This is a genomic window from Chthoniobacterales bacterium (genome assembly GCA_036569045.1).
Classification (GTDB): Bacteria; Verrucomicrobiota; Verrucomicrobiia; order Chthoniobacterales; family JAATET01; genus JAATET01.
In genome coordinates this window covers 23,223-49,618 of sequence record DATCRI010000057.1, presented here as the reverse complement: position 1 = coordinate 49,618, position 26,396 = coordinate 23,223, and the positions used below count along the sequence as shown (strand labels likewise).

25 protein-coding genes and 1 tRNA gene are annotated in these 26,396 nt (G+C 63.5%); 4 read left to right on the top strand and 22 right to left on the bottom strand.

Features of this window, described 5'->3' with window-relative positions; all coding sequences use genetic code 11:
• Positions 1-1,232: tetratricopeptide repeat-containing protein (locus tag VIM61_11205; GenBank protein ID HEY8900968.1), on the top strand; the 1,232-nt coding region annotated here is incomplete at its 5' end.
• An 8-nt stretch (positions 1,233-1,240) separates the two neighbouring features.
• On the opposite strand, the gene VIM61_11200 is transcribed toward VIM61_11205, so the two are convergent.
• From VIM61_11200 to VIM61_11180, 5 genes are all read right to left on the bottom strand, one after another.
• A complete protein-coding gene (locus VIM61_11200; protein HEY8900967.1) occupies positions 1,241-5,107 on the bottom strand; it encodes an FtsK/SpoIIIE domain-containing protein in 3,867 nt (1,288 codons plus the stop codon).
• Positions 5,100-5,312, bottom strand: coding sequence for a hypothetical protein (locus VIM61_11195; protein HEY8900966.1), 213 nt, complete (start codon positions 5,310-5,312; stop codon positions 5,100-5,102). The genes VIM61_11200 and VIM61_11195 overlap by 8 nt, the downstream gene beginning before the upstream one ends.
• The gene (locus VIM61_11190; protein HEY8900965.1) at positions 5,309-5,836 is read right to left on the bottom strand and encodes a hypothetical protein; all 528 of its coding nucleotides are present in this window, start codon (positions 5,834-5,836) and stop codon (positions 5,309-5,311) included. The genes VIM61_11195 and VIM61_11190 overlap by 4 nt, the downstream gene beginning before the upstream one ends.
• A gap of 4 nt (positions 5,837-5,840) precedes the next feature.
• Entirely contained in the window at positions 5,841-6,113 is a 273-nt protein-coding gene (locus VIM61_11185) for a WXG100 family type VII secretion target (GenBank protein ID HEY8900964.1), read from the bottom strand.
• 165 nt (positions 6,114-6,278) lie between these two features.
• Positions 6,279-6,350, bottom strand: a tRNA-Thr gene (locus VIM61_11180).
• Positions 6,351-6,468: 118 nt separating this feature from the next.
• Here VIM61_11180 and VIM61_11175 point away from each other — a divergent pair.
• A complete protein-coding gene (locus VIM61_11175; GenBank protein ID HEY8900963.1) occupies positions 6,469-7,503 on the top strand; it encodes an aldo/keto reductase in 1,035 nt (344 codons plus the stop codon).
• A 29-nt stretch (positions 7,504-7,532) separates the two neighbouring features.
• On the opposite strand, the gene VIM61_11170 is transcribed toward VIM61_11175, so the two are convergent.
• The 11 genes from VIM61_11170 to VIM61_11120 all read right to left on the bottom strand — a co-directional run bounded on the left by VIM61_11170 (position 7,533) and on the right by VIM61_11120 (position 20,836).
• Entirely contained in the window at positions 7,533-8,024 is a 492-nt protein-coding gene (locus VIM61_11170; protein HEY8900962.1) for a ferritin-like domain-containing protein, read from the bottom strand.
• 154 nt (positions 8,025-8,178) lie between these two features.
• Complete coding sequence (gene dnaN / locus VIM61_11165) at positions 8,179-9,288, bottom strand: DNA polymerase III subunit beta (GenBank protein HEY8900961.1); 1,110 nt, start codon at positions 9,286-9,288, stop codon at positions 8,179-8,181.
• A gap of 87 nt (positions 9,289-9,375) precedes the next feature.
• Positions 9,376-10,755 (bottom strand): chromosomal replication initiator protein DnaA, encoded by a 1,380-nt coding sequence (gene dnaA, locus VIM61_11160; GenBank protein ID HEY8900960.1) that lies wholly within the window; start codon positions 10,753-10,755, stop codon positions 9,376-9,378.
• A 452-nt stretch (positions 10,756-11,207) separates the two neighbouring features.
• Entirely contained in the window at positions 11,208-12,899 is a 1,692-nt protein-coding gene (locus VIM61_11155; GenBank protein ID HEY8900959.1) for a sodium:solute symporter, read from the bottom strand.
• 1 nt (position 12,900) lies between these two features.
• Positions 12,901-14,190 carry an amino-acid N-acetyltransferase gene (gene argA, locus VIM61_11150; GenBank protein ID HEY8900958.1) on the bottom strand — a complete coding sequence of 430 codons (1,290 nt, stop codon included), beginning with the start codon at positions 14,188-14,190 and terminating at the stop codon, positions 12,901-12,903.
• A gap of 54 nt (positions 14,191-14,244) precedes the next feature.
• Entirely contained in the window at positions 14,245-15,249 is a 1,005-nt protein-coding gene (locus tag VIM61_11145) for an alpha/beta hydrolase (protein HEY8900957.1), read from the bottom strand.
• Between the two features lie 65 nt (positions 15,250-15,314).
• Positions 15,315-16,040, bottom strand: coding sequence for a glycosyltransferase (locus tag VIM61_11140; GenBank protein HEY8900956.1), 726 nt, complete (start codon positions 16,038-16,040; stop codon positions 15,315-15,317).
• A complete protein-coding gene (locus VIM61_11135; protein ID HEY8900955.1) occupies positions 16,037-17,659 on the bottom strand; it encodes a hypothetical protein in 1,623 nt (540 codons plus the stop codon). The genes VIM61_11140 and VIM61_11135 overlap by 4 nt, the downstream gene beginning before the upstream one ends.
• Positions 17,660-17,681: 22 nt before the next feature.
• On the bottom strand, positions 17,682-18,695 hold the full coding sequence (purM, locus tag VIM61_11130) for a phosphoribosylformylglycinamidine cyclo-ligase (GenBank protein ID HEY8900954.1): 1,014 nt from the start codon (positions 18,693-18,695) through the stop codon (positions 17,682-17,684).
• Positions 18,692-20,164 carry an amidophosphoribosyltransferase gene (gene purF / locus VIM61_11125; GenBank protein HEY8900953.1) on the bottom strand — a complete coding sequence of 491 codons (1,473 nt, stop codon included), beginning with the start codon at positions 20,162-20,164 and terminating at the stop codon, positions 18,692-18,694. Before purF ends, purM begins: the two co-directional genes overlap by 4 nt.
• Positions 20,165-20,185: 21 nt before the next feature.
• The gene (locus tag VIM61_11120) at positions 20,186-20,836 is read right to left on the bottom strand and encodes a hypothetical protein (protein HEY8900952.1); all 651 of its coding nucleotides are present in this window, start codon (positions 20,834-20,836) and stop codon (positions 20,186-20,188) included.
• Between the two features lie 137 nt (positions 20,837-20,973).
• Here VIM61_11120 and VIM61_11115 point away from each other — a divergent pair, with 137 nt between their 5' ends.
• Both VIM61_11115 and VIM61_11110 read left to right on the top strand, forming a co-directional pair.
• Positions 20,974-21,447 (top strand): RNA pyrophosphohydrolase, encoded by a 474-nt coding sequence (locus tag VIM61_11115; protein HEY8900951.1) that lies wholly within the window; start codon positions 20,974-20,976, stop codon positions 21,445-21,447.
• A 202-nt stretch (positions 21,448-21,649) separates the two neighbouring features.
• The gene (locus VIM61_11110) at positions 21,650-22,165 is read left to right on the top strand and encodes a GNAT family N-acetyltransferase (protein HEY8900950.1); all 516 of its coding nucleotides are present in this window, start codon (positions 21,650-21,652) and stop codon (positions 22,163-22,165) included.
• Positions 22,166-22,195: 30 nt separating this feature from the next.
• Here the strand turns inward: VIM61_11110 and VIM61_11105 are convergent, their stop codons facing one another.
• The 6 genes from VIM61_11105 to VIM61_11080 all read right to left on the bottom strand — a co-directional run bounded on the left by VIM61_11105 (position 22,196) and on the right by VIM61_11080 (position 26,367).
• On the bottom strand, positions 22,196-22,648 hold the full coding sequence (locus VIM61_11105; GenBank protein ID HEY8900949.1) for a R3H domain-containing nucleic acid-binding protein: 453 nt from the start codon (positions 22,646-22,648) through the stop codon (positions 22,196-22,198).
• Positions 22,645-24,429: a membrane protein insertase YidC gene (gene yidC, locus VIM61_11100; protein ID HEY8900948.1), complete on the bottom strand. Its 1,785-nt coding sequence runs from the start codon at positions 24,427-24,429 to the stop codon at positions 22,645-22,647. Before yidC ends, VIM61_11105 begins: the two co-directional genes overlap by 4 nt.
• Positions 24,430-24,460: 31 nt before the next feature.
• Positions 24,461-24,691, bottom strand: coding sequence for a membrane protein insertion efficiency factor YidD (yidD, locus tag VIM61_11095; protein ID HEY8900947.1), 231 nt, complete (start codon positions 24,689-24,691; stop codon positions 24,461-24,463).
• A gap of 6 nt (positions 24,692-24,697) precedes the next feature.
• Complete coding sequence (gene rnpA, locus VIM61_11090) at positions 24,698-25,078, bottom strand: ribonuclease P protein component (GenBank protein HEY8900946.1); 381 nt, start codon at positions 25,076-25,078, stop codon at positions 24,698-24,700.
• Positions 25,079-25,099: 21 nt separating this feature from the next.
• The gene (gene rpmH, locus VIM61_11085; protein ID HEY8900945.1) at positions 25,100-25,273 is read right to left on the bottom strand and encodes a 50S ribosomal protein L34; all 174 of its coding nucleotides are present in this window, start codon (positions 25,271-25,273) and stop codon (positions 25,100-25,102) included.
• Positions 25,274-25,578: 305 nt separating this feature from the next.
• On the bottom strand, positions 25,579-26,367 hold the full coding sequence (locus VIM61_11080) for a TIGR00282 family metallophosphoesterase (GenBank protein HEY8900944.1): 789 nt from the start codon (positions 26,365-26,367) through the stop codon (positions 25,579-25,581).
• Between the last annotated feature and the right edge of the window lie 29 nt (positions 26,368-26,396).

Sequence of the window (26,396 nt, the reverse complement as noted above, 5' to 3'; positions counted from 1 at the left end):
CCAGCGGGCTTTGCTCCTGCCACAAGGCCCCCCCACCGCCGCCAGCCCCGCCGCCGCTTTCCGCCAACGATCTCGAGACCCGCGGACTCGCCCTCCAGGAAAAAGGCGACTTTCCTGCCGCCGAAAAGGACCTCCGCGAATGCCTCGACGAACGCGAACGCACCCTCGGCCCCGAGGACATCGACACCCTCGCCGCCCTCAATAACCTCGCGAACCTTTTGCTCGATCGCGGCCAGCTCGACGAGGCCGAAGCCCTCGACAGCCGCTGCCTCGAGGCCCGCCAGCGCACCCTCGGTCCCGACCATCCCCACACGCACGCCAGCCAGAACAACCTGGCCATCGTCCTTCGTTCAAAAGGTGACTACGCCGGCGCCGAGGCGCTTTATCGGCGGGCGCTGGACTCAATGCGCCGCACCCTCGGTCCGGAGAATCTCGATACCCTCTCCTGCCTGAACAATCTCGCGAACGTCCTCTCCGACGAAGGGCGCTATCGCGCCGCCGAACCGCTCTACCGGGAACTCGCCGCCATTCTCGAGCGGACCCGCGGCTCCGAGGATCCCGCAACCCTCGCCGCCCAGGGCAACCTCGCGAACCTCCTCCTCCGCAAAGGCGACCCCTGGGCCGCGGGCCCGATCTACACCCGTTGTCTCGAGATTCGCGAGCGCATCCAGGGCCCGGATCACCCCGAAACCCTCCTTGCCCTCAACAATCTCGCCGCCTTCCAGCTGGAGACCGGTCGCCTTCCGGAGGCCGAGGAACTCTATCGCAGATGCGTCGCGCGGCGTCAGGTCGTTCTCGGCGCCAATCATCCCGAGACCCTCGCGACGATGCTGAATCTCGCCCGCACCCTGCGCAAGGAACGCTCGCTCGACGAGGCCGAGGCTCTCACCCGCACCACGCTCGCCGCGCGCGAACGCCTTCTCGGTCCCAACCACTCCGAGACCTTCGAAACGGTCGCCGTCCTCGGCGACATTCTCCGCGATCGCGGGGCGAATACCGACGCCGTCGCGCAATACCAGAAGGCCCTCACCGGCCTGCGGCAAACGCTCGGCTCCGCCCATCCCACGACCCTCGGAGTAATTTACGACCTCGCCGCCCTGCAAAAAAACACCGGGCAAACCGTCGCAGCCCGGAAGCTCGCCTACGAGCTGATGGCCGGCGCGCGGCATTCCTTGCCGGAAGGCGCTCCAGACCGCGTCAAATACGAGAGCTTCTTCGCCTCACTCCAGTAATGCCGCTCTCACGCCGGCGGCTGCACGGCATCGAGCGTGACGCCCCGCGTCCGCCGGCCCGGAGCCTTCGCCAGCCAGGCGGCGTCGGGCATCGCGTAGGGTCGGAAGGTTTCCAACGTGCCCTCGTGCTCGTTGTGAAGCAGCGCGCGGTGCAGGCCCAGCCCACTGGCCTTCGGGGAATCGATCAGGCTGGCCGAGTCGTTCGCGCTCATCTGGAAAACCACGCGCATTTCAAACTCCGCCAGCGCCTTCCGGCTCAGGAAGCGATTCACGCTATTGAAGGTGTCCATCGACACGAGCAGGTGCATCCCGTGCCCGCTGCCTTCGGCAACCAGTTCCGCAAACCGCGCCGCCGGCTTCGGCTCGGCCTCGGCTTCGGCAAAGGAAAAGTCGAACTCCTCGTCGGCGCGCAATTTCCGGAATCGTTGCAATCCATGCACGAAGACGAACACCGGCGCGCCGCCCCCCTCCTCGCGTCGCTTCAACTCCCCCGCGAGATCAGACAGCACCTCCGCGACACCCGCTCCAGTCGCCACCGTGACCTCCTGCGGCACGGCCGCCACCACCCGGTCGAGAAACTCTGCGTCGGCCGAGCCCGGAGCGGCATTGTGCAGAAAAACGAAGCGCGCCGCATCCGCTGGAAACTGCGCGCCGAGCGCGAGCAACGCGTTGCCGAGCATCGTCAAGGCCGCCTCGTCCCGCTGGCCGACGATCAGCAGGTTGTTGCCGCCCTGCCGCTGAAAGACGACCTCCGTCGGTCCCTTGATGGAATTCGGCGCGCCGAGCCAGGCCCGCGCCGCGACCGGCGCGGACTTCGGCCGGGTCCGCAGCACCCTGGCGAGCAACGGATTCTCCGCGACATCGGCGGGCGCATTGCCCTCGAAGACCACCGGCGCCGCGTCCATGCCCGGCCTCTGCTCCGCGAGCTGACGCACCTTGTCCAGGCACGCGTCGCGCTCCTCCTCCGGCAGCCACACGACCTGGAACGGGCTATTGCCCTCCACCGCGCCGGCGGCGTCGTTGTAAATGCCCTCACCCGGCCGCGAAAGCAGCCGCGGTGCGGCATTGCCGTCGTCCATGATGAGATACGCGTCCGCCTCGTTGCACTGCAGGGCGATGCGAATGACCATCTGCCCGAGCGTCGCGCGGGCGAGGGAATACGCCCCGCCCAGCGTCTGCGAGCCAAGCAGCACGTGGATGCCAAAGGCGCGCCCCTGCCGCACGATCCGATCGAGCAACACCGACGCGCTCTGCGCAATGGCGTCGTCCTCGACGAAGAATTCCTGGAACTCATCGATCATCAGGAGCGACCGCGGCATCGGCTTCCCGCCACTGGCCCGCTGGTAGCCGGCGAGATCCTGCACGCCGAGCTTGCGGAAGACATCGCCGCGCCGACGCAGCTCGTCGTCCACGCGCTGGAGCACGCTGAGCCCGAACTCGCGATCGCTCTCGATCGCCACCACGCGCGCGTGCGGCAGCCGCTTCGTCGCGTAGCATTTGAACTCCACGCCCTTCTTGAAATCGATGAGGTAGAACTCCACCTGCTCCGGACTGCACGCGAGCGCGAGATTCGTGATGATCACGTGAAACAGCGTCGACTTGCCGGAGCCCGTCTTGCCCGCAATCAGCGCGTGCTGCCGCGTGCCCTTGCCGATCGCCAGCATCTGCCGCTTCGTCGCGCCCGTTCGACCGATCGCCACGCGCAGCTCGTTCGTCGTGTCGGCGGCCCACAGCTCCTCCTCGGTCGGCGCAATCGCGCGAAACGGCACCTGCACCTGGCCCGCATCCACGCTGCGCGCGCCGATCCGATGCGTGAGCTCCAGCGCCAGCGCGGCATCCGGCGCGGTATCGAGCACGAGCTGGGCTTCGAGCGCCGAGGACTCGCTCTCCAGGCTCACGCCGTCGGTGTCAGTCTGGATGCAAATGCTGCTCTTGCGCAACTCCTCCGCCACGAAGCCCGATGGCACCGGTTGCCGCCGATCCCAGTGAATGAGCGTGTAGACCCCGCAGCGCGGACCGCTCGCCAGGATGCTCTGCAGCCGCTTCAGCGCGACCTCGCTGAAATTCGCGGGGAAATCCGCGATCACCAGGAAGTGAAACTTCTCTGCCGTGCTCCCCGCCTGCGCGTTGTATTCGACGATCGTCGGATACTCGTTGCGCAGATACATCTGGATGACCTTCTCGATGTGCTGGCTGAGATCCGCCAGCCGCTCCTCGATCTGGTCCGCCTGCGTCCAGATCCGCCGGCTGATCAGGCTCTCCTCGTAATCGCCGAGATGCATCAACCCCGCAAAGTTCTGCCCAAGTCCGACCGGATCGACGATCGTGAAACTCAGCTTGCCCGGCGGCGTGGTCGCCAGCAGCCGCAGGATGATGTGGTTCAGGCAGTCGATCACCGCCGCTCCACCGGAAGCACTCGACTCGAAAAGCAACGAGCCGTGCTGCGGATACGTGAGCGCGAGCGGAATCGAAAGACGCGCCGGCCCGGGCAGCCGCAACCGCGATCTGTCGGTGCCGATCGGCGCGGGAATCTCCACGTCGAGCCGCCCGAATTTCGTCGCCGGCGTGAACTCCGTCGGCGGCATCCACGCCTCCACGAGCGCCTGGCTCCATTCCGGGAAAGCCGCCGCGGCGAGCGCATTCAATCCGGCCACCTCCGCATAAATCCGCTCGATCTCCCGTTGCCAGCGCGCCTCGAGTTCGCTCCAACGCTGGACCTCATCGGCGTCGACCCCGGCATTCCCCGTCGCGCACTCCGCGGTAATCGCCGCCCGTTGGCGCTCGAAATCAGCCCGCACCTCGCCGGTCTCCTCCGTCTCGCCGAGGCGCGCCAACCGGTCCTTCAGGGCCTTGTCATTCGCCGCGAGCGCGCGCGGCACCCGCGCTTCGAGTTTGGACCGCACACGGGCCTCGAAATCGATCTTGATCTCGTCTCCCCGCGTCCACTGCCCCTCGATCTGCGTGCTCGTCCGCGCGAGCTCGCCCTTGATCCGTTCACACGCCCGCTCGTGCTCCGCGAGCGCTGCCGCCCGCCAGGCGGAATGCAACCCGCGCGCCTCGGCGATTCCCGCCGCCACGGCTTCCGCCAGCGGCTTGGCCTGCCGTCGACTCACGAAATGCACCGCGATCAGCGCGATCATCACCAGCGCTCCGGCCAGCACCACGCCAGTGAAGATACCCGGGAAGGAACTCGCGACGAGGAAGGTCGCCACCGCGAGCAACACGAGCAACGCCGGCAGCGGCAGAAAGCTGAAGACCTTCGGCAGCGGCAGCTTTCGGAACTCGCGCAGTCGTTCCGTCGTCTGCGCCAGAACGGTCGCCAGCTTTTCCCGGGACCCCGCTTCGACGGCCCCCTCGCGCCGCAACAGCCAGCGGAAGCTCAGGTAGCCGGTGAAATACTCGCGCGCCCGTCTCTCGAGATTCCGCAGGTCGGATCCGATTGCCGCCAGCTCCGCGGAAACTTTTTCAAACGCCTTGTCCGCAGCCTCGCGGTCCGCGGTGAGCTTCCGCGTCACCAGAAATTCCTGCATCTGCAGATCTCCCAGCCAGCGCTCGCGCTCGAGCCGGGCGAGCCTGGGCAGATTCCTCAGCCCCTCGCTCTGCAGTCGGCGGATGCGCAGCCGGCGAGCGTCATGCCGCTCGGTGAGCCGCCGCTTGCTTTCGGAAAGAGCGGCGCCCCGCTCGGAGAGCGCGTCCGCGAGCCGGCGGTCCACCTCCGCAAGTCGATCGTCGCAGGCTCGCTGCAGCCGATAACGTCGGTCCCGCAGGCGACGCCCGAGTTCCGCCTCTTCGCTGGCAAAGGCCGCGAGGGTCGCCCGCAAATGCTCGAGCCGTTCCATGCCCCGGCCGACTTCCAATTCGCGCACGTCACTCACACTCCCGCCTCACCTTTCCGAGCAGTCGATCCAGTTCCTCGAGCGTCTCCACGGCCCGCGCCAGCTGCGGCGGCAGGGGATCGAGATATTCCCGCTGAAATTCCGCGGCCTTCGCATCGCGCCAGTGCGCCTGCGCTTCCTCCCACTCGGAGGAAAGATTCCGGCCCGCCTGGGCCAGCGTGGAGGCACATCCCTTGAAAATCATGTCGTCGGTTCCTGCGGTTCGCTCGCGGGCTCTGGATTGGCCGCCGCGCGCCGTCCGGCATATTCGTCGAGCGCCCGCTGCCGGGCCGCCAGATCGGCAATTCCCCGCGGCAAATCCTGTTCCAAAAAGCTGCGCAGCCCGCCGAGTCGCTTGGCCAAAGGTTCGGCCGTGAGGTCGTAATTGCGCGCCCAGTATTTCACGCGCCGCAGTTTCTCCTCCGCCTCGCGCAACGCGGCCCGCGCCTTCGTCACGGCATTCTGCTGCGCGGCGGTCGATGCCCGGAGATCGGAAAGCCGGGCGCCCATGAGCTCCTGCAGCGCCTGATCGAGCTTCTTCTGCCGCCGGCGCACCTCGCCCTCCCAATGAAAGCGCCGGTCGTTGAGGATCCATTGCCGCGTGCGACGGACTTCGTCGAACAACTCGTCGAGCGCCTGCGAGGTCGTGGCGCGAAAAACCACCAGATTTGCCCGGAACGTTCCGAGGGCATCGATCGAGGTAACGTGTGCCTGGGCGGGAATGGCCATGCCGTCAGCGTTGATCCAGATACTGCTCGATCCGCTGCGCCTTTCGCAACAGGTAGGGCGCATGCTGGTCCGAGACCTCGATGAATTTCTTGAGCGCCTTCATCGTGGCGACGAACTCCTCCGCGAACTTCTCGTGCTCCTGATCCTGCCAACTGCTTCCCAGGGCGGAAAATCGGGCCTGCAGCGACGCCGCCCGCACCTGGACATCCTGATTGAACCGCTTGAGCTCCGTCGCAAACCGGCGGACTTCCTCCGGGTCCATGATTGCCTGTGCCATAGTTTGATTCCTTTCGCTTGTCGAAACCCGGACTGACGCCCCCACAATAGCACCTCGCCCGACCTCTTCAACGCCGCGGGGAGCCGTCCTCAAAAAATCCGCGCCACAGAAAAGTGAGCTTCGGCCCGAAGACGACCGACCAATCCTCGCGACCTTCGAGAAGAAAGCCGGCAATCGGATTCGAACCGATGACCTACGGTTTACAAAACCGTTGCACTACCACTGTGCTATGCCGGCATTTGAGAAAATGCTGGGCCATCCTGCGGCCACTCCTCCCGGCTCGCGAGAAAAAATTTTCCGGGAAAGTGCAGAAAGGCGCTTCCGTTCTGCCGATCCCGGCGCATCGTGATCCACCATGGAATTTCGACAATTGGGCGGTTCGGGCCTCCGGGTTCCGGTGCTGAGTCTGGGCACGGGCACTTTCGGCGGCGGCACGGAGTTTTTCAAAACCTGGGGTTCCACGGGGCCGGAAGAGGCCACGCGCCTCGTCGACATCTGCCTCGAGGCGGGCCTGAACATGTTCGATTCGGCCGACATTTATTCCGCCGGGCAATCCGAGGAAGTGCTCGGCGCGGCCATCAAGGGCCGCCGCGATGCCGTGATGATCTCCACCAAGGCCACGTTTCGCCTCGGCGAAGGGCCGAACGACGTGGGCTCGTCGCGCCATCACCTCATCCGCTCCGTCGAGGGCAGTCTCCGCCGCCTCGGCACAGATTACATCGACCTCTTTCAACTCCACGGCTTCGATGCCATGACTCCGGTCGAGGAAACGCTCGCCACGCTCGACGACCTCGTGCGCGCGGGCAAGATCCGCTACCTCGGCTGCTCGAACTTCTCCGGCTGGCACCTCATGAAATCGCTCGCCACGGCGGATCGCCTCGGTCTCACGCGCTACGTCGCGCACCAGGCCTACTACTCGCTCATCGGCCGCGATTACGAATGGGAGCTCATGCCGCTTGGCCTCGACCAGAAGGTCGGCGCCGTGGTCTGGAGCCCGCTCGGCTGGGGCCGCCTCACCGGCAAGGTTCGCCGCGGCCAGGAAAAGCCGGCTGTCACCCGCCTGAACGATGCGCAAAGCATGGACTACGGTCCTCCCGTCGACGACGAATTCGTTTACTCCGTCGTCGACGTGCTCGACGCGATCGCCGAGGAAACCGGAAAATCCGTCCCGCAGATCGCGCTGAACTGGCTGCTCCACCGTCCGACTGTCGCCACTCTCATCATTGGCGCGCGCAACGAGGAACAGCTCCGCCAGAATCTCGGCGCCGTCGGCTGGAACCTGGCACCGGACCAGGTCGCCCGCCTCGAAGCGGCCAGCGCCCGGACGAGGATCTATCCGTATTGGCACCAGATGGCCTTCGCCGAGCGGAACCCGTTTCCGACGTCCTGAGGTCAAATCTCGAAGCGCGCGAGCGCGAGCTACTTGTCGGCAGCGACATTGATGGCGGAGACCGCCAGATCCGTGAGTTTCTTGTCGGTCGCGCCTTCCTCGTCGAGCGTCGTCTGGAGGAGTTTCGCGCCTTCCTTGTCCCCGAGGAGTTGCGCGTAGGTGCGAGCCGAGCCGTAGCCAGCCATCTCGTAATGCTCCACGCGCTGGGCGGCGGCGATAAGGCCCGCGTCGCGAACTTCGTCGTCCGCCTCCTCCTCGATCATTTCCGCCCCCTCGGCAACGACACCTTCCATGCCTTTGCACTTCGGTCCGCGGGTCGTCTGCCCGAGGCTCTTGAGAATTTTCTCGAGCCGGGCGGCGTGTTCCTTCGTTTCTTCGAGGTGAGCCTTGAAGCCGGCGACGAGGTCCGGGTGAGTGGCGGCTTTCGCCATCTTCGGGAGCGCCTTGATGATCTGCTTCTCGGCGCTGTAGAGGTCCTTGAGTTCGTGGATGTAAAGATCCTTGAGGGTGTTGAGTTCCATAGGACCAGTTTTCGCTCGAAAACCCCGTCCCGGCCGCTCCCCGATCCCACGCGAGGGGCAATCCCCTAAACTCCGGCAGGCAAACAGCCATCGCTCGCCCGGTTGATGCCCGGGCGAGGAGGAAAATAGCGGTGACCGGCGACGATCGAGTCGATTACGCGGAGACGCGCATCGGCATGATCACGTAGAGGAAGCCGGAGTTGATCTTCAGGACGCCGGGGCTCATCTCGTCGATGAGGTGAAGATTCACCTCGTCGTTCGGCAGGGCCTTGAGCGGGTCCATGAGATACTCGGGATTGAACGCGATCGAGAAATCGCGGCCGCGATAGGCGACGGCGATGGATTCCTTCGCTTCGCCGATTTCCGGCGTGTTCGAGGTGACCTCGATGTTGTTCTTCGTAAAATTGAGGCGGATCGAGCTGGTCTTGTCGTTGCTGAGCAGCGACACGCGGCGCACGGTCGTGAGGAACGTTTCGCGCTCGAGGGCGACGACTTCCTTGACGTCCTCGCTCGAGGGAATGACCTGCTTGTAGTTCGGGTAGTTGCCGTCGACGAGCTTCGAGACGAGCAGCGAGCCGTTGAGCTCGAAGGAGACGAGATTGTCGCTCACGGAAAGCGTGAGGTCACCGTCATCGTTGAGGAGGCGCTGGAGCTCGTTGATCGCCTTGGTCGGGACGATGAAGTCGAGGTCGAGCTTGCCGGCGAGTTCGGCATCGATCGTCTCTTCGAAAAGCGCGAGACGGCGGCCGTCGGTGGCGACGAGCTTGAGCGTGTTTTCCTTGAAGGAGAAGAGGATGCCATTCAGCACGTAACGGGTCTCGTCCATCGAGATCGCGTAGCTGGTCTTGCGCAGGCCATCGCGGAGCACGCTCTGCTTCAGCGAGAGGCTGCGGGCGTCCTTCGAGCTCGGGAACGCCGGAAATTCCTCACGCGCGAGGCCGAAGATCTTGAAGAAGCTCTGGCCGCTGCGAATGGCGGAGATGCTCTTCGCGTCGGTCTCGATCTGGATCTCGCTCGAGGGAAGCTCCCGGACGACGCTCAACAAACGACGGGCCGGCAGCGTGGTGGCGCCGGGCTTCTCGATGACCGCCGGCACGTCGACGCGCAGGGCGACTTCCATGTCGGTCGTGCTGAGGCGAACGCCGGTGTCGGTGGTCTCGACGAGCACGTTCGACAACACGGGAAGCGTGGTGCGATTGCTAACGACGTTCTGGGTTTTCTGGAGGCCTTCGAGAAGGTTTTCTTTGGTGACGCTGAACTTCATGGAATGGGGCGCTGCGGCACTCGGCCGCGATAGCTGCTGTGGTATCCGCGGGGCGCGGGCCTCTCAACTAAAAACTCGCGGCATCGGCTATCTCTGCAGCTGCGTTTCGATGGACTGGATCATGTGGCGCGTGCGCTCGTCTTCCTCCATGCGGCGCTTGATGAGCTTCACCGCATGGATCACGGTGCCGTGGTCCTTGCCGCCGAAAAGATCACCGATCTCCGTGAGGGTGGAATTCGTCAGCTCGCGGGACAGATACATCGCGATCTGGCGCGGGTAGGCGATGCTCGCCAGGCGGCGCTTGCTCGTCATGTCCGCGATGCGCAGATCGAACGTCTCCGCAACCTTGCGCTGGATCTGGTCGATCGTGACGGCGCGACGGGCCTGCTCCTGGAAGATGTCGCGCAGCAGCGTCTCGATGTCCTCGCGGGTGAGCTTGCGACCGCTGAGCGATCCATAGGAAGCCACGCGCATGAGCGCGCCCTCGAGGCGGCGGACGTTGTTGCGAATCTTGTCGGCAAGGAACTCGATCACCCACTGTTCGAGGTGAATCTTGAGGTTCTCGGCCTTGCTCTGGAGAATCGCGATACGCGTTTCCATGTCCGGCGGCTGCAACTCCGCCGTCATCCCCCACTCGAAGCGGGAGACGAGGCGCTGCTCGAGCTTCTCGATCTCACTCGCAGGGCGGTCGCTGGACAGGATGATCTGCTTGTGACCGTCGTGCAGGGTATTGAAGGTATGGAAGAATTCCTCCTGCGAGCGCTCCTTGCCGGCGAGGAACTGGATGTCGTCGATCATCAGCACGTCCGCCTGCCGGTATTTCTTCCGGAATTTGACGAGAGTGCCGTGCTGAATGGCGTCGATGAACTCGTTGGTGAACTGCTCGCTGGAGACGTAGAAAACCTTCGCACCCTTGCGGGAGGCGAGCACGTGGTGGCCGATGGCCTGCAGCAGGTGCGTTTTGCCGAGTCCGCTGCCGCCGTAGATGAAAAACGGGTTGTAGGTCTTGGCTGGCGCCTGCGCGACGGCGAGGGCCGCGGCGTAGGCGAACTGATTGTTCGAGCCGACGACGAATGCGTCGAAATTGTTGCGGGGGTTCATCCCGCTGGTGAAGGCCGTGGCGCCTTTCTCGCGTGGAGCCGGGCGCACGGGCTCGGGCTCCTCGATCACGTTCAGCGTCGGGCCGGCCTCCATATCGTCCGCCTGCCGGGCCACGATCACGATCTCGCGGGCCGAGTCGAAGGCCTCGGCGACCGCGCCCTGCACGAGGGGCAGATAATTGCTCTCGAGGAAGAACTTGTGAATGGGGTTCGGGACCGAAAGCGTGAGCGTCGTTCCGTCGTCTCCACAGACCTCGATATCGCGGAACCAACGCTGAAATCCATCAGCGCTGACCCGGGGGGCGATAAGGGCGGAAATGGTGCCCCAAATGGTCGCGAAATCCTGCGTCGCAAGTAACTTATGCACAATTGCTCCTTAGAGATTTGCCGCGCTTTCGGTGGATGCCGGGTGCGGCAGGAAACAAGCCGGAAAATAAGCCCACAGAGAAATTCGGAACGACCCAAAGCTCGCTGAAAACCCTCTTTTTCTCTGTATTTTCCTGTCAGTCAACATCTTCAAAATTCTTTTCTCGTGGCGTCGTCGATGCCTCTCCTTACCCTGACTTTGAAACGGATTCCTCTCTGTGAGCGGGCCGTGGAACACCGCGCACGACCGCCGGAGGAACATTTCACAAGTTATTCACAGGGCAGGATCTTTCGCTCGCCGCAACTGCCGAGAGGCTAGGAACCGGGGGTTTTTCCCTCAAGAAAAAAGGTTACGGAAGCGTCAAATTTAACCCCCGAAACCGCGGGATATTTTCTTGACCCGACGCTGCGTGCCGATGGTTCCTTGGCGCGCGCGAATCGGCGAAAAATCGCTCAGGCTTCCGCGCCAGCGCGCCGTTTCTCGGCGGCGGCGGCAATCTGCTCCGGAGGCGTCGCAAAACCCAGCGCGACGACGAAGGTCACGACGCTGCCGAAGGCCACCCGCCACGGAAATTCGATCTTGGGCAGCCAGTCGGGCTTCCAGAGAACGGCGTCGACGGTCGCGGGATGCAGGAGCGCCCAGAGATCGTTGTGGAGGCCACTGAGCAGCGAGACGACGATGAATCCACAGAGCATGGCGATGAGGTTGCCGCGCTCGTTGCCTCGGCTCCGGGTCAGCAATCCGACGAGGAAGACACCGAGGAGCGAGCCGTAAGTGTAGCCGAAGATGCCGAGGACGACGGGAATGATGCGGGCGTGAAGGACGATAACGGCGTAGGCGGTGAGTCCGCCGACGATCACGAGCAGGATGGAAAACACCACCGTTGCCCGCCGCGCGGCTCGCACGGTGTGGGCCACCGAAGCGTCTCGATTGATGTAGGGACGATACCAGTCCTCGACGAAACTTGTCGCGAGGGCGTTCAGCGCGGTGCTGAGGGAGCCCATGGCGGTGGCGAAGAGGCCGGCCACGAGCAGTCCGCGCACGCCGGGCGGCATCTCGTAAACGATGTAGTGCGCGAACGGAGCGGTCATGCCGGGTTTCTGATAGTAGCTCCAGAGCAGGAGGCCGACGAAAAGGAAGCAAAGCACGAGCGGAAGATCGGCGAAGCCGGACAGGATGAGCGAAAGGCGGCTCTTGCTGTGATTCTTGGCCGTGAGCATGCGCTGAACCATGTCCTGGTCCGTCCCGTGCGTCGCGAGCGTGGTGAAGGTCGATCCGATCAGCGCGGCCCAGATCGTGTATTCGCTTTCGAGAATGGACCGAACATTCTGCCAGAAGCTGGCGTTCGCATCGATGCCGCTGTCGTAGAACTTCAGGGCGTGGCCAGCGACTTTTTCGGCGGCAGCCTGGGCGTAAGCCTCGCCATGGGAGGCGACGAGCGCGGGGTCGACGACGACGCGATGCGCCGAGGAGAACACTTCGGCAAGTCCGCCGGGAATGTGCGAGAGAATCGACCAGATCGCGAAACCCAGCGCGCCGAACATGATCACGACCTGAATCAAATCCGTCCAGACCACCGCCTTGATGCCGCCGAGAGCCGTGTAAACGGCGGTCATGGCCGTGATGGCGACCAGCGACGCGAGGTAAATCGGCACCTGCTCGAGCGGCTCCAGTTCACGCCCGGTCACGAACTCGTAGCCGAGCACGAGCACGATGGCTGCCACGTAGAGACGGGTGCCGCTCGCGAGAACGCGCGTGATCAGGAAGATCGCAGAAGCGGCATTCTTCGTGCGCAGGCCGAACCGGATGAAGAGATATTCGTAGATCGAGACGACGCGAAAGTCGTAGTAGGGCTTGATGAAAATGTAGGCGATGAGGATGCGGGCGAGGATCGTGCCGATCGCCAGTTGCGCGTAGGCGAAATTTCGGGTCGCGTAGCCCTCACCCGGTGCTCCGAGAAACGTCGCCGCGCTGATTTCCGCCGCGAGAATCGAGGCAAGGACCGCCCACCACGGGATGTTCCGGTCGCCAACGGCAAAACTCTCGAGCGATTTGCTGCCCCGGCCCTTGTAGAGGCCGATGCTGATAACGATGACGAAGTAGGCGAGAACAACGAATCCGTCGGTGAGCAGGCCGAGATTCATTTCAGGATGTCGGGCCGAGGGTTTTCACGAGCACCTTCGAGTTCCGGCCGCTCTGCATGTATCTCTCGAGGCGAACGGCCGGCAACGATTCGGCCGGAGCTTCGGCGTAACCGCCCTTTTGCTGGAGAAACATGAAGGCCTGAGTCGAAAGCGCGAACAGCCGGGTGAGCCCTTTTTCCTTCGCGAGATTTTCGACGAAGGCCATGAGCTTGCGGCCGTAGCCCTGGTTTTCATGCGCCTTGCTCACGTAGAGGCAGGCGAGTTCGCCGGCTTTCTCCGGGGCGTAAACATGCAGCGCCACACAGGCGACGGGCTGACGATCGACCTCGAGCACCCAGTAGTCCTCGATGTGCGCAAGGATGTCGTTGCGGGTGCGACTGACGAGTTCCTCGCTCTGGACCGACTGGCGAATGAGCGTCATCACGCTGCGGACGTCCTTTTTGAAGATGCGGCGAACCTGCTGGTATTCGTTGGAATACACCATCGTGCCGAAGCCCTCGTGGCTGAAGATCTCGGTAAGGAGCGCCTCGTTGATGCTGCCGTTCAGCAGGTGCGCACGCGGCACGCCCTGCCGGCAGGCGCGGGCGCTGGCCTCGAGCTTCGATTGGAGACCGATCGCGGCGTCACTGCGGTGCTTGCGCAGAACCTCCTCGGCCTCACTGATCGAGAGCAGGCGCGGCAGCCAGGCGGTATTCGCAAAGGTCACCCCGGGCGCGAGGAAAATGATCTTCGCGGCCTGCAACGCCTCGGCGACCTCGACGGCAATGCTGTCGGAATTCACGCGATACGTGCGGCCTTCACCATCGAAGCCGAGCGGCGGGATCACGGGCACGATGCCTTCCTCGAGCAGGAGCTTCAGCGCCTTCGCGTCGACGCGCTCGACCTTGCCGGTGAATTGAAAGTCGGTGCCACCGAGAATGCCGGCGGGATGGGCAATGATCGCGTTCAGGTAGGCGGCGCGCAGGTCCACGGCGGACAGGCCTTCCATGATCTCGTTCGTGAGCCGGATGGCCGCATCGATGCTCACCTGCAGCGTGGCTTCATCGGCGACGCCGGTGCCGTCGGCATTGGAGAGGGCAACGCCGCGGCTGCGCGCAAGCTCCTCGATCTGCCAGCTCGCTCCATGCACGACGACGGTGCGAATGCTCAGCGAACGGAGAACGGCGAGGTCGAGCAGGACGTTGTGGAAATTCTCGGAGGCCGCAATCTCGCCATCGACGGCGACCACGAAGATGCGCCCGCGGAAACGAGGCACGTATTGGAGAATTTCCCGAAGATCAGAGACGTTCACGGCAGAACGCGAATATATGGGCGCGCCCGCACGAAATTGCAATGGCCGAGGCCATTACGCCGCGCCGGAGAGGCGAACGGGGCGCTGGAGTTCTTCGTCAAGCAGGGTCTGCATCAGCTCGGGCGCCTCGAGGGCGCCGAGCATGCCGGTGCGACCGGCGAGCGTGGGATGGCAGTTCGGAATCGCCGCCGCGAGACGCTCGAGCTGCGCCACCGGGAAGCGGTCGGGCAGGTCCGGCCAAAGCACGCCCACCGGCTGGAGCAGGCGCGGGAGCTGCGACTTGATATCGTAGAGCAGGCGGCCGCGCAGGAAGGCGAGCATCGCATACTCGGCGCCGTATTGGCCAGCGAAGCTCGTGAGGACTTCCGTCACATCCTCACCAATGCGCTCCGGATCGCCGTAACCGAAGCGCGTGAGCCAGCTCCGAATGAACGGGCGGCGGGCGAAGTAGTTCCGGTAGACGAAACTGTTGAGCGCCGGCGTGCGGGAAAGCGTGGACAGGCCAAAGGGCATGCGCCGCAGCGAGGCGTCGAGCCCGACCGGCGCATACAGCACGAGGCGACGCACGAGATCGGGGTGCTGCACGGCGAGCTTCACCGCAAGCGCGGCGCCGAATCCCGAAGCGACGATCGTGGCCGGCCGGCCATCGAACACCGCGAAAGACAAATCCGCCAGCGCCCGCACATGGTCGTCGGCATCGAGCCCCTGCCGCGGCCGCTCGGATTCGCCGAAGCCCACCAGATCAGGCGCCACGACCTGATAGCCCAGCGCGAAATAGGGATACACCCGCGACCATTCGAACGAAGAGCCCCCGGGATAAATGCCGTGCAGGAAGACCAGCGGCTCTCCCGCTCCGGACGTATGGTAAACGATCTCGCCGTGCGTTGTCTGCGCGAGTCGCGTGGCAAAAATTGCCGGAGAAATGATGTCGGGCAGCGGCTGACGCGTCGCGCGCTGCATCCCGTAGCGCACCGCGAGCGCGACCGCGCCGAGCAGGCCGACGCCCACGCCCAGACCCACGCCCAGCACGGGTTTTTTGCGCCAGCTCCTCAAGAACATTTACCTATAAGACTTTGCAGATGTTTACCCGGGCGCAAGCCGCAAAAGCAGGATTGCCGGCGGAACTAACGAATGGTCCGACGCAAGCGCCAGACCGCATTCGCCATCTGAAAGCTGTCCCGCACCAATGACACCTTGCTGCCCGGCACATCGCTCCAGTCCACCGGAACTTCCCGCATCCGCACCCCCTGTTTCGCCAACTGCGCCAGCAGATCGACATCGAAGGCAAACCGACACTCGGAGAGCCGCGACCTCACGGCAAGGTATGCGGATCGCCGCACGAGCTTGAGGCCACACTGGGTATCGTAGGCTTCCAAGCCGATCGCCGCGGAAGCGAGCGTGGCAAACACGCGTCCAACAACGTGACGCTTCATCGAGCGATCCACCCGACGACCGAGCATCTTCACCCGACTGGCCAAAAGGGCATCGGTCGGCAATTCCCCCCTCACCGTCAGCTCAGTCAGCCGAGCTACTTCTTCGGGAGGCACGGCTCCATCCGCATCGACAAAGCCGAGCCACTCCGCCTCCGGCGCAACGTTCCAGCTCGCATAAACGGCCCCGCCCTTTCCACGATTTTTCTCCAAGATAAGAGGAGGGTGAAGAATTTTTTTCTCATCATCGACAGCGCGGATCGCCTCTTCGACACGACGCGCCTCGACGGCACCAGAGCCATCGTCAACGACCTGAATCCCTATTCCCGGAAGCTCTTGCAGGCAGGCGCAAAGACGCGGAAGAAAATGGCTGAGACGCTCGGCATCCCGGTAGCAAGGGATTGTCAGCCACAGATTCATCGCCGCACGACCCGGAGGTTCCGGTAAAGGTAAGCGAACTGGCCTTGCAGATCCGAGTAGCGCCCCACAAGATGCCAGTCCGGGCTGCCGCTGATCCGCCCGATCAACTCGGATTGAAGCGCATCGCCCGGAATATGGTCGCCGGACGATCCCACAGTCTTCGGATCTCTCAATATCACGAAATCCATCGTCGCAGCCTGATCGAGAATCTGCGCGCTATCCCGAACGAAGGCGGCATTTTGAATATCCAGCGTCCGCCCGCGGGCGCGGGCTTCCATGGCAAGATACTCTCCGACGACGGGATTGCTCGCCGTGATCAGGACGGACGCCCGACGCCCGCGCGTCTCACGAAGCAGATCGTTCAGAACGCCGCGGTTGATCGCCTTTTGCGCCTTGCGCGTGGCCGGGGGAATCACACAGACCTCGGAGTAGGAATAGCCGCAAGCCGCAATGCTCAAGAGGACCAGCGCTGCGAGCAACTGGTGGGGAAACGCCTTCCACCATTCCTGTTCATAGCCCCAACGCAGGAGTCGCGCGATTTGCCATAATCCCGCAAAGATCAAAAATCCGTATAACGAACCGCCCAAAAACGGACTTTTCATGCCGAATGCCGAATTAACCAGCACCAAGCCGGCGAGCATCCAAAGAAATGCCCCCCCGCGGATCCGCTGAAACAGATCGCCGCAGGAGATATCCCGGATCGCCCCGGCGACACAGGCCAAAACCAACGGAAAGAGAAATCCGCCGAGATTTGAAGCCAGGGCGACGCCTTGGAAATAATAAAGCCAGCGATTCCAAACCGCGCCGTGATAGGCCCACACCTCACGATTCGCGCCAAAGCTGTTCTCGTAAAAATAGTTAAAAATTGCGGAGGCGTGCGGCAGACAATACCATCCGGCGACCACGAGCGCCGCGCTCGCGGTGACGGCCAGGCCTCGGAAAATTACACCCCATTCGGCGCGGCGTGAGAACCCCGCCGCCAGCGCGGCAAGCAGCCAGCTTCCTCCCATCACGAGAAAACTCATCGCAAAAGTTGAAGGCTTCGTCACCAGCACGAGGCCCAGGGCAAGCCCATAAAGAAGTGAAGGTTTCCACCCCTCGAAGGGCCGTTCCGCCGCGAGAAAAAACACGCTCCCGGCGCCGAGCACGATCGCCCACAGAGGATCGGGCCTAAACTGCTCGGCCGCCGTCGTGGCAAAGGGAAACGCCAGCGCCAGAAATACCAACGCCCAGCGCAAGAGAATAGGTAACCCACGGCCGACCCACGCCACGAGCGCGACGTAAGCGAACACCACAAGCGTGAGCATAAGATAAATGGCTTTCACGTTCGGCCCGAAGATGAAGAAGCCCGCCAGGGCGTTCGCAACGGCGAAGGGAGCGTGGAGGTATTGAGTAAAAAAACTCGCCGCGGCCGATCCGGCACCTTCCTTGCGGCCCAGAAAATAAATCTCCGACGCCTTGTTGAGATAAACGACGTCATCGTAATTGGGCACCGTGGACAGCCGGCCCGTCTTCGCGGAAACCTGCCCATTGAGGGCCGTGAATGCTGCCGCCGTCAGGAAAAGGAGCAGCGCCATTGCTGCCGCACCCCGCCAAGGCTGAAGGACGATCTCTTTCATTCGCGCGGTCGCCGAGCGGCGATCACCCCAAGCGCACGACTCCCGTGCCCGAAACGATGCGGCCGATCACGCAGCCGTGCGTCTTTTCGAGGACGGCTGGCGCGGACTTCTCGCTCACGATAAGCACCATGCCGATGCCCATGTTGAAAACCTGATACATCTCCTCGCGGTCGACTTTCCCTCCGCGGCCGATGTGCTCGAAAATCGCCGGCACCTTCCACGAGCCGGTTGTGATCGCCGCGTCGCAATCCTGCGGAAGCACGCGCGGAAGGTTGTCGATCAATCCGCCGCCGGTGATGTGCGCGGCGGCCTTGAGCGTGCGCGTCGGCAGGCTGGCCATGAGCGGCTGGTAGTTCTTGTGCACGCGGAGCAACTCGTCGGCAAGGGTGCCCTTCACGCCGGCAAGCTTCGATTTGGGCTCGAGTCCGAGCGTGTCGAAAAGAACGCTGCGCGCGAGCGAGTAGCCATTCGTGTGCAGGCCATTCGAGGCGAGGCCGATGAGGACGTCACCTTTCCTGACGCGGGATCCGTCGAGCATCCTCGCGCGGTCCACCACGCCGACAATGGTGCCGGCGAGGTCGTATTCCCCGGGCTGATACATACCCGGCATCTGCGCCGTCTCGCCGCCGATGAGCGCGCAACCAGCAGCTTTGCAGGCCTTGGCGAAGCCCTTGAGAATCTGCGTGAAGACCTTCGGCTCGAGCGTGGCGCTCGCGAGGTAGTCGAGGAAGAACAGCGGACGCGCGCCGACGACGGCGATGTCGTTGATGCAGTGATTCACGAGATCCTGCCCGATGGTGTCGTGGCGGTCCGTCGCGAAGGCGATCTTCAATTTCGTGCCGACGCCATCCACGCTGGAAACGAGCACGGGCTCCTTCATCCCCTTGAAGTTCGGCTGGAAGAGGCCGCCGAAGCCGCCAATCTTCCCCAGCACTTCCGGTCCATGCGTCTCGCGCACGAGTTTCTGGATGCCACTCTTGACCACGTTGCCGAGGTCCACGTCCACGCCGGCGGCGGCGTATGCTTTCTTGCTCATGAATTCAGATTGGCGGCGAAATCGCGATTCATCGGCAGCAGGCCCGGCTGGAAGTCCTCCGGCGGGAGGAGGCGGGCCTTGCCGCGGCGATTTTCCATCACGTATTTGTCAAAGGCTTCATCGAAGGGCAGCGGGTAATTTCCGTCGAAGCAGGCCATGCAGAACCCGGCCTTTTCACGCCCCGTGGCCCGCACCATGGCGTCCACGTCGAGATAGCCGATGCTGTCGGCGCCAAGGTATTCGCAGATCTCGGCCTGGGACATCTGGTTCGCGAGGAGTTTCTCGGGATCCGGAAAATCGATGCCGTAGTAGCACGCGTGCTTGTGCGGCGGACAGCTGATGCGCAGGTGCACCTCCTTCGCGCCGGCCTCGCGGAGATTCACGACGCGCGTGCGGGCCGTGGTGCCGCGGACGACGGAATCATCGACGACGACGACGCGTTTGCCGCGCACGGCATCGCCGATGAGATTGAGCTTCACTCGGACGTTGAAGTCGCGAATGAGCTGCGTGGGCTGAATGAACGTGCGCCCAATGTAGTGGTTCCGCACGAAGGCGAGCTCGAAAGGTATGCCGAGCTCCTCGGAGAAGCCGAGCGCCGCGTAGATGCCGGAATCCGGCACGGGCACGACGATATCGGCCTCGACGGGATGCAGCCGGGCAAGCTCGCGGCCCATTTGCACGCGGACTTCCTTGACGTTCATGTCGTCGATGTTGCTGTCGGGCCGGGCGAAATAAACGTATTCGAAAATGCAGAAGGACTTCTTCGCCTGGCGGAACGGCCACTCGGAACGAATGCCGTTCTTGTCGATGATCACGACCTCGCCGGGCTCGATCTCGCGGACGAATTCCGCGTGGATGAGGTCGAACGCACAGGTCTCCGAGGAAAGCACGTAGGCGCCATCGAGCCGGCCGAGGGAAAGCGGACGGAAGCCATACGGATCGCGCACGCCGACGATCTCGTTCTCGCCCATGATGACGATGGAAAACGCGCCCTCCATGCGGCGCAGCGCGGCAAGCGGATTCGGCTCCGGCGCCTTCGCGAGGAGATGAAGCGCGATCTCGCTGTCGACCGTGGTCTGAAAAATCGAGCCCTCGGCCTCGAGCTCCACGCGGAGCTGGGCGGCATTCACGAGGTTGCCGTTGTGAGCGATGGCGATCTGCCCGCGGGCGGTGTCGACGACAAACGGTTGCGCGTTCTTGAGATTGCTGGAGCCGGTCGTCGAATAGCGAACGTGCCCAATCGCATTCGAGCCCTGCAACTGATCGAGATCGCCCTTTCCGAAGACCTGCGAGACGAGGCCCATGCCCTTGTGGCTCTGGAACGGCGTCGACGGCGAGGTGGAGGTCACGATGCCGGCGCTTTCCTGCCCGCGATGCTGAAGGGCAAAAAGTCCGTAGTAAGTAAGGATCGCGGCGTCGGGATGGCCGTAAACGGCGAAGACGCCGCATTCATGCGTGGGTTTGTTCAAAGCGGGCGCGCGGCGGATGGATTAATTTTCGGTGCCAGGGAGGCTGGCGGAATCAGGTGAAGCGGCATCCTGATCGCCATTCTCGCCATCTTCACTCTTTTTCTTGGTGTGATACGGGGTCGTTCCCGCCGGGGTGAAGGTCTCGCCCTTCCCGGTCGTCCACGTGCGGTTGACGCTGGCGTAGAGCGCGTCGAGCTGCTCCTGCGTCTCAAGGCGAAACTCGATCGTGCCGGCGTGCGTGGTGGTGGGATAATTTTTGACGACCTTGGCCCAGATGGGATCACCAGGCACGGCCCGGTTCGCGAGATCCTGGGCACGATCCTTCGCCACGGCAGCCGCCGAGGCCCCGGGCAGCGCTGAACCGGTGGCCGCCGGAAGCGGCTCGAGATAATAAAACCGCGGCTGGAACGGGCCGGTGACGATGATGTTGACCTCGGTCACCCGCGCAGCGCCGTCGAGGATGTATTGCTGCGTGCTGATCCCGACGATGGCATTGCGGGCCACCGCAAAGGATCCGCCGGGAAGCTCCGCGCGCCAGATCGAAACGGCAGCCGGCCGCGCCTGCCGATTGCCATTGTCATTGTTGTTCCCGCCCTGGGGCGATTGCTGCGCGAGCAGACCGGTCGTCCCCGTAAGAAAGGCGAACGCAGCAAGAAGAGAAAAACGCTTCATCAATGGTCGGCGAAGTGAATGGTCCCGCGAGTGGAAACGAGCACTATAACCAGCCCGCGGCTGGTTTCCAGTTTTCGTTGCCTCGCGAAAAATTTGTGGCTGGCCCTTGCCGGGGAACTGGCCGTATTCCGGGAAGCGTGATCCGCTACCGTCCCAACGTTGCCCTCATTCTTCGCCGCGACGACGGCCATGTGCTCATCGGCGAGCGCAGCGACATCGCCGGCGCCTGGCAATTTCCGCAGGGTGGCGTGGACCCCGGGGAATCTGCGGAAGAGGCGCTTGCCCGCGAAGTCTGGGAGGAAATTTCCCTGCCGGCCACGGCTTACCGCGTCGTCGAGAAACGCGGACCGTATCGCTACGAATATTCGAACGGCCGAATGAAGGCCGGCTGCGGCGGGCAGGAGCAGACCTATTTTCTCGCCGATTTTCTGGGCGAAGACCGCGCGTTGCTGGTCGACCCGTCCACCGTGGAATTCCGGGCGGTCCGCTGGATCGATCCGGCGGATTTCCCCTTGGAGGCGGTCGCTCCCATGAAGCAGGAGGTCTATCGCGCGGTGCTCCGCGACTTTTTTGGCGTGGAATTCGCTCCGATCAGGGAAATCTCCGAATGAGGTCACATTTCCCAATTTGTGTTGACTCAGCTGGGGCGGTCTGGGATTTCCATCCGCGTTCATGTTCACTCTTACAGCTTTTACAGTTATGGCGGCAGCGCTCCTCGGGGGCGTCTGGTGGGTCTGCACAAACGATCAGGACGTATCCTGATTTGATGATGCGTTGCGCTCCGCTGCGCGCGGAAGCGCACAATTCCTTGTAATGGCTAACGATTGGCAACGATTCCATTGGGATCTCGGCAAAGGGCTGGACGCGTCGCGCCCGGCCCTGCCGCCCTTCGTGTTTCGCCCCGCCCTTGAAGAAGAGCGGGATACCGCTCTCAAGGTCGTTGCAAGCGCCCTGATGATGGAGCGGGCCTGGACCCGCACCGCGAAGGGCTTCGCTCGCGACCTCGAGAAACGCTGCGAGGACGCGTTCGCCCTCAAGCCGCCGGCCTGCATGGTCGTTCAGCACGGCAGCCGCATCATTGGTGCGTCGGTGCTCGATCCCACGGACGGCGCCGAAGCCAATCTCCTCACCGGTCCCTGTATCCTGCACGAATACCGCAGTCGCGGTCTCGGCAGCGCCCTGCTCTTCCATTCGCTCGAATTTCTTCGCGACGCCGGCCTCAAACGTGCGACCGCCCTGGTGCGCCTGCGCTCCACGACAGGCCGCTACATCTACCCGAAATTTGGCGGCGTGCCGGAGACCATCGAAACGCCAAAAATCGCGGCCTGAGTCGACCGCCTTGCCGGGGTAGTTCCACCCTCAGGCTTTCTTCCGCAGCCGCAGGGTGATCCGCTTCATGCGAGCCTCCTCGGGCGGACTCCACGTCGTGATCATCGGATCATCCTTGAACGTGTGGTGCACGATGCGCCGATCGTAGGCGTTCATCGGCTCGGTTTGCAGGGGGCGGCCGCCGTTCCTCACGGCTTCCGCAAGATGCTGCACCTTTTGAACCAGCGCGTCGTCGCGCATGTCGCGATGGTGTTCGACATCGACGATCACGCGCGGCGCATCAGGAGCCTCCGCGAGCAACAGCCGATTCACGAGGAACTGGAGATCCTCCAGCGTCTGCTCGTGGCGACCGATCAGGAGGCCGGCGTCCCGGGTGTAGACCTGCAGGACGAGATGCCCGTCGCGCTCCTGCTCCTGAATGTCGAAGGCGAAGCCGAGGTAACCCAGGATGGTATCCAGAATTTCCCTCGGTGATTCGTTCATGGGCGTTTTTTGCGAGTCCTCGGCGTGGAAAAGTCCTGCTTCTTCCGGGCCGGCGTCTTCACCTTTTCGAGGACCGGCAGGGGCGTATTCCGCGTCAGATAAAGCTGGACGATAGAGAAAAGGTTTTGCGTTGTCCAATACAGCGACAGCGCGGAGGCGTAGTTATAGGCAAACGCGAGGAAAATGATCGGCATGAACATCATCATGCGCTGCTGCATGGCGTCTCCCGTCTTCGGCGTGATCGCCATCTGCCAGACCATCGATCCAGTCATCAGGATCGGCAGGACGTTGATCGGTATCCCAAGCACGTGGCCGATGGTATCGGGCTGCGAAAGGTCACGGATCCAGAAGAACGAGCTGTTGCGCAGCTCGATCGCCGAGCCCAGCATCGAATAGAATCCGAAGAAAATCGGAATCTGGATGAGCATCGGCAGGCAGCCGCTGAACGGGTTCACCCCGTAGTCGCGGTAGAGCTTCATCAGCTCCTCGTTCTGCTTGGTCGGGTCGTCCTTATACTTCTCGCGGACCTCCGTCATCTTCGGCGAGAGCGCCGCCATCCGGCGCATGGAGTTCGTCGCCTTGTTCTGAAGCGGCCAGAGCGCAAACTTGATGCAAAGCGTCAGAACGACGATCGCCGCCGCGTAGCTGCCGAATAGCACGCCGTGCAGCAGGTTCATCGCCCAGAGCAGGAATTTGCTCACGAACCCGAACCAGCCGAAATTCATCACGGCATCCTGGCCGTAGCCGAGCTTCTGCAGTCGCGAAAGTTCCTTCGGGCCGGCGTAAATCTGGAATTTCTGGGTGCGGGTTGCGCCGGGTTCGATCGTGAATGGCTTCAGGCCGATGGCGCCCTGGAGTCCGTGAATGGGCTGGTCCGCGGGAGCCCCCGGCACCTTGAACTGCGCCGCGGCAACCGAGTTGCCCGGCTCATCGAGAGCCGTCACGATCGTGCAAAAATACTGGCTGGCGACGGCCGCCCAACGCACGGGATCGACAGCCTCGGAGAACGTATCGGAGGCCTTGCGCCACTCGATGCCCAGCCACGGCAGGCCGCTGGCGCCGAAATGTCCGATGTCGATGCCGTTCATTTTCCCGTCGTGCGACCAGTCGAAGCGCGTGTAGAGCGGGAGGTCGTGCTTGTGAATCGGGGCCGCGCCGCCTGCCGAGAGGAAGTAGCCCGGTCGCGAAAGCGGCGTCGTGCCGGTGTTGCGAAACGTGATCTCGAGATTCGCCACGTAGGGTGCCTCGGGAGCATCCCCGGCGGGCAGGGTGAACTTCTTCACGATCTCGAGGCCATCGCCCTCGCGCTTCGTGAAGGTGACCACGTTGTTGGCGCGGTCGGTCGCCATGTCGAAGCCGACGACGGCCGTGCGCGCATCCGTCCCCAATGCGCCAATCGGCATGCGGCGATCGCGGTTCAGGCTCACGAGGGACTGGTCCTCGCTGCGATGCATGCGCAGCTCGACGGACTCGATCCCGCCCGCGTCGTTGTTGAAGACAAAATCCGCGGCGTCCTTCTTGCCCTTCGCCGCCAGCGTTTCGCTGCGGGCCGTCATCACCGGGCCCGTCGGTTCCACCGGGGCCGCCGCGGTGACGGGCGTGCCTGTGGGCGTCGCGGATGCCGTGGGCGCAGGTGCGGCACTCTGCGCCGCGGCCGCCTGTTCAGCGCGAAGTTTCTCCTGCTGCTTGAGGTAGGGACCGTAGGTCGTCTGGTAATACCACTGGAAAAGGATGATGCCGGCGATGGAAAGGCCAACGGCGAGCCAGGTTTTACGATCCATTCGAGAAATTCAGTAAGTCTAAAACGAGTAGTTATTGAGGCACGGGGTCATAGCCTTGCCCGCCCCACGGATGACACCGGCAGAGGCGTTTGACGCCCAGCCAGCCGCCGCGCCACGCTCCGTGCCGTTCGATGGCCTCGGTGCAATAACGCGAGCAGCTCGGCACGTAGCGGCACGATCCGCCCGGCCCCGTGATAAAATGAAGCGCCGGGCGAAGAATCACTCGGTAAACGAAGAGCAGCGCCAGCAGCAGAGCTTTCATCTCGGGTCAAGGGTCCCGCAAAATAGAGAGCCGCTTCGCCAGGCGCAACCATTCCTCGCGCAGTTCCGCGAAGGTCGCAACGGACGATCCCGGCTTCGCCGTGACCACAAGCCAGATGCCGTCGGGAAGCAAGCCGCGACGGGCGCGAAAGATCTCGCGCACACGTCGGCGCAGGCGATTTCGCTGCACAGCTCCGCCGACTCGGCGGGACGTGACAATTCCCACGCGGGCTGGCGAAGGGGAGTCTTCGGTCGGCCGCTGCAGCACGCTCATACGCAGCCAGCGGCCCTGGACCATTCGCCCCTCGGCGCGCACTGCGAGAAATTCACTGGTCTCGCGCAGCCGCGCGGAGGCGGGAAAGCGTTCCAAGGGAAGCGGCTCGACCACGAATGCGGCGAGCCGGAGGAATTACGCCTGGGTGTGACGGGCGAAGTGGACTTCGACGCCCTTCGGGAGAAGGCGCTTGCGACCGCGAGCGCGGCGGCGGTTGAGGATGGCGCGGCCATTCTTGGTGGCCATCCGAGCGCGGAAGCCGAACTGCTGCTTGCGCGTGCGCTTGGAAGGTTGATACGTGCGTTTCATAAGCTTGAAAAGAGCCCGCGAACTTGAGGCGAGTCACGCCCGAAGTCAAGGGAAGAATCCAAGCCCCCTGCGATACCTATTGTCACCTTTCGGGAGACAGACTATTTGCACCTGTCTCCGTTTGTCTCCCCAGACCAATCCCTTCCCCCAAATGACCCTCAAGCCTCTCCTTCGCCAACTTGCCAGTGACCTTACAACGCGCCTCAACCTGCCAGGCCGGCAGACGCGGACTCGACAGAAGCGCCGTCGCCTGGTTGTCGCCGGCACGACGATTGTCGACAATGGGCTCTGGTCGTATCGCCGCTCTACGCGGTCGGTAACTCCGTAAAACGCTCGATCGCCAGCGCGCGACCGCTGCTTTCGTCGATGTCGACGATCGCTCCGCAAAGCCGCACCGGCCCGCGCGCGATCGGGAAATTCACGGGCAGGTTCGAGAGGAATCGCCCCACGATCGGCTCGACCGCCCGCCCGAGCACGGAGTCATCCGGTCCGCACATCCCGGCATCGCAGAGAAATGCCGTGCCGCCGGGGAAGATGCGCTCGTCGGCCGTCTGCGTGTGCGTGTGCGTGCCGACCACGGCGGAGACACGGCCGTCGAGGTGCCGTCCCATCGCAATCTTCTCGCTCGTCGTCTCGGCGTGCATGTCGACGAAGATCACCGGCGTCTCGGCGCGCAGCTTCTCCACCTCGGCGTTCGCGACGTGGAAGGGATTCTCGAGAATCGGCTGCATGAACGTGCGCCCCTGGAGGTTCAGCACCGCGACCTTGCCCTTCGCCGTCTCGAGCACGACGCTGCTGAAGCCGGGCGCGCCCGCCGGGTAGTTCGCCGGGCGCAACACGCGGGGCTCCGTCGGCAGCCACGCGGCCAGGTCCTTCTGGTCCCAGACGTGATCGCCCGTGGTGATCACCGCCACGCCGCAGCGCAGCAGATCGATCGCGATCTTCGGCGTGATGCCGCGTCCCCCGGCGGAATTTTCTCCGTTGGCGATGACAAAATCGATGGCGCGTTCCTCGCGAAGTTTCGGCACGCGCTGAATGACAGCCTGTCGGCCCGGTTCGCCGACAATGTCGCCGAGAAAAAGAATGCGAATCATGGGCTTTTGATCGTATCCGCTCCCGGCGA

Coding starts and splice junctions, on each gene's coding strand:
- VIM61_11195 (HEY8900966.1), bottom strand. CDS start 5,312: ATGATTTTCAAGGGATGTGCCTCCACGCTGGCCCAGGCGGGCCGGAAT.
- VIM61_11190 (HEY8900965.1), bottom strand. CDS start 5,836: ATGGCCATTCCCGCCCAGGCACACGTTACCTCGATCGATGCCCTCGGA.
- VIM61_11185 (HEY8900964.1), bottom strand. CDS start 6,113: ATGGCACAGGCAATCATGGACCCGGAGGAAGTCCGCCGGTTTGCGACG.
- VIM61_11175 (HEY8900963.1), top strand. CDS start 6,469: ATGGAATTTCGACAATTGGGCGGTTCGGGCCTCCGGGTTCCGGTGCTG.
- VIM61_11170 (HEY8900962.1), bottom strand. CDS start 8,024: ATGGAACTCAACACCCTCAAGGATCTTTACATCCACGAACTCAAGGAC.
- dnaN (HEY8900961.1), bottom strand. CDS start 9,288: ATGAAGTTCAGCGTCACCAAAGAAAACCTTCTCGAAGGCCTCCAGAAA.
- VIM61_11155 (HEY8900959.1), bottom strand. CDS start 12,899: ATGAATCTCGGCCTGCTCACCGACGGATTCGTTGTTCTCGCCTACTTC.
- VIM61_11145 (HEY8900957.1), bottom strand. CDS start 15,249: ATGTTCTTGAGGAGCTGGCGCAAAAAACCCGTGCTGGGCGTGGGTCTG.
- VIM61_11140 (HEY8900956.1), bottom strand. CDS start 16,040: ATGAATCTGTGGCTGACAATCCCTTGCTACCGGGATGCCGAGCGTCTC.
- VIM61_11135 (HEY8900955.1), bottom strand. CDS start 17,659: ATGAAAGAGATCGTCCTTCAGCCTTGGCGGGGTGCGGCAGCAATGGCG.
- purM (HEY8900954.1), bottom strand. CDS start 18,695: ATGAGCAAGAAAGCATACGCCGCCGCCGGCGTGGACGTGGACCTCGGC.
- VIM61_11120 (HEY8900952.1), bottom strand. CDS start 20,836: ATGAAGCGTTTTTCTCTTCTTGCTGCGTTCGCCTTTCTTACGGGGACG.
- VIM61_11110 (HEY8900950.1), top strand. CDS start 21,650: ATGGCTAACGATTGGCAACGATTCCATTGGGATCTCGGCAAAGGGCTG.
- VIM61_11105 (HEY8900949.1), bottom strand. CDS start 22,648: ATGAACGAATCACCGAGGGAAATTCTGGATACCATCCTGGGTTACCTC.
- yidC (HEY8900948.1), bottom strand. CDS start 24,429: ATGGATCGTAAAACCTGGCTCGCCGTTGGCCTTTCCATCGCCGGCATC.
- yidD (HEY8900947.1), bottom strand. CDS start 24,691: ATGAAAGCTCTGCTGCTGGCGCTGCTCTTCGTTTACCGAGTGATTCTT.
- rpmH (HEY8900945.1), bottom strand. CDS start 25,273: ATGAAACGCACGTATCAACCTTCCAAGCGCACGCGCAAGCAGCAGTTC.
- VIM61_11080 (HEY8900944.1), bottom strand. CDS start 26,367: ATGATTCGCATTCTTTTTCTCGGCGACATTGTCGGCGAACCGGGCCGA.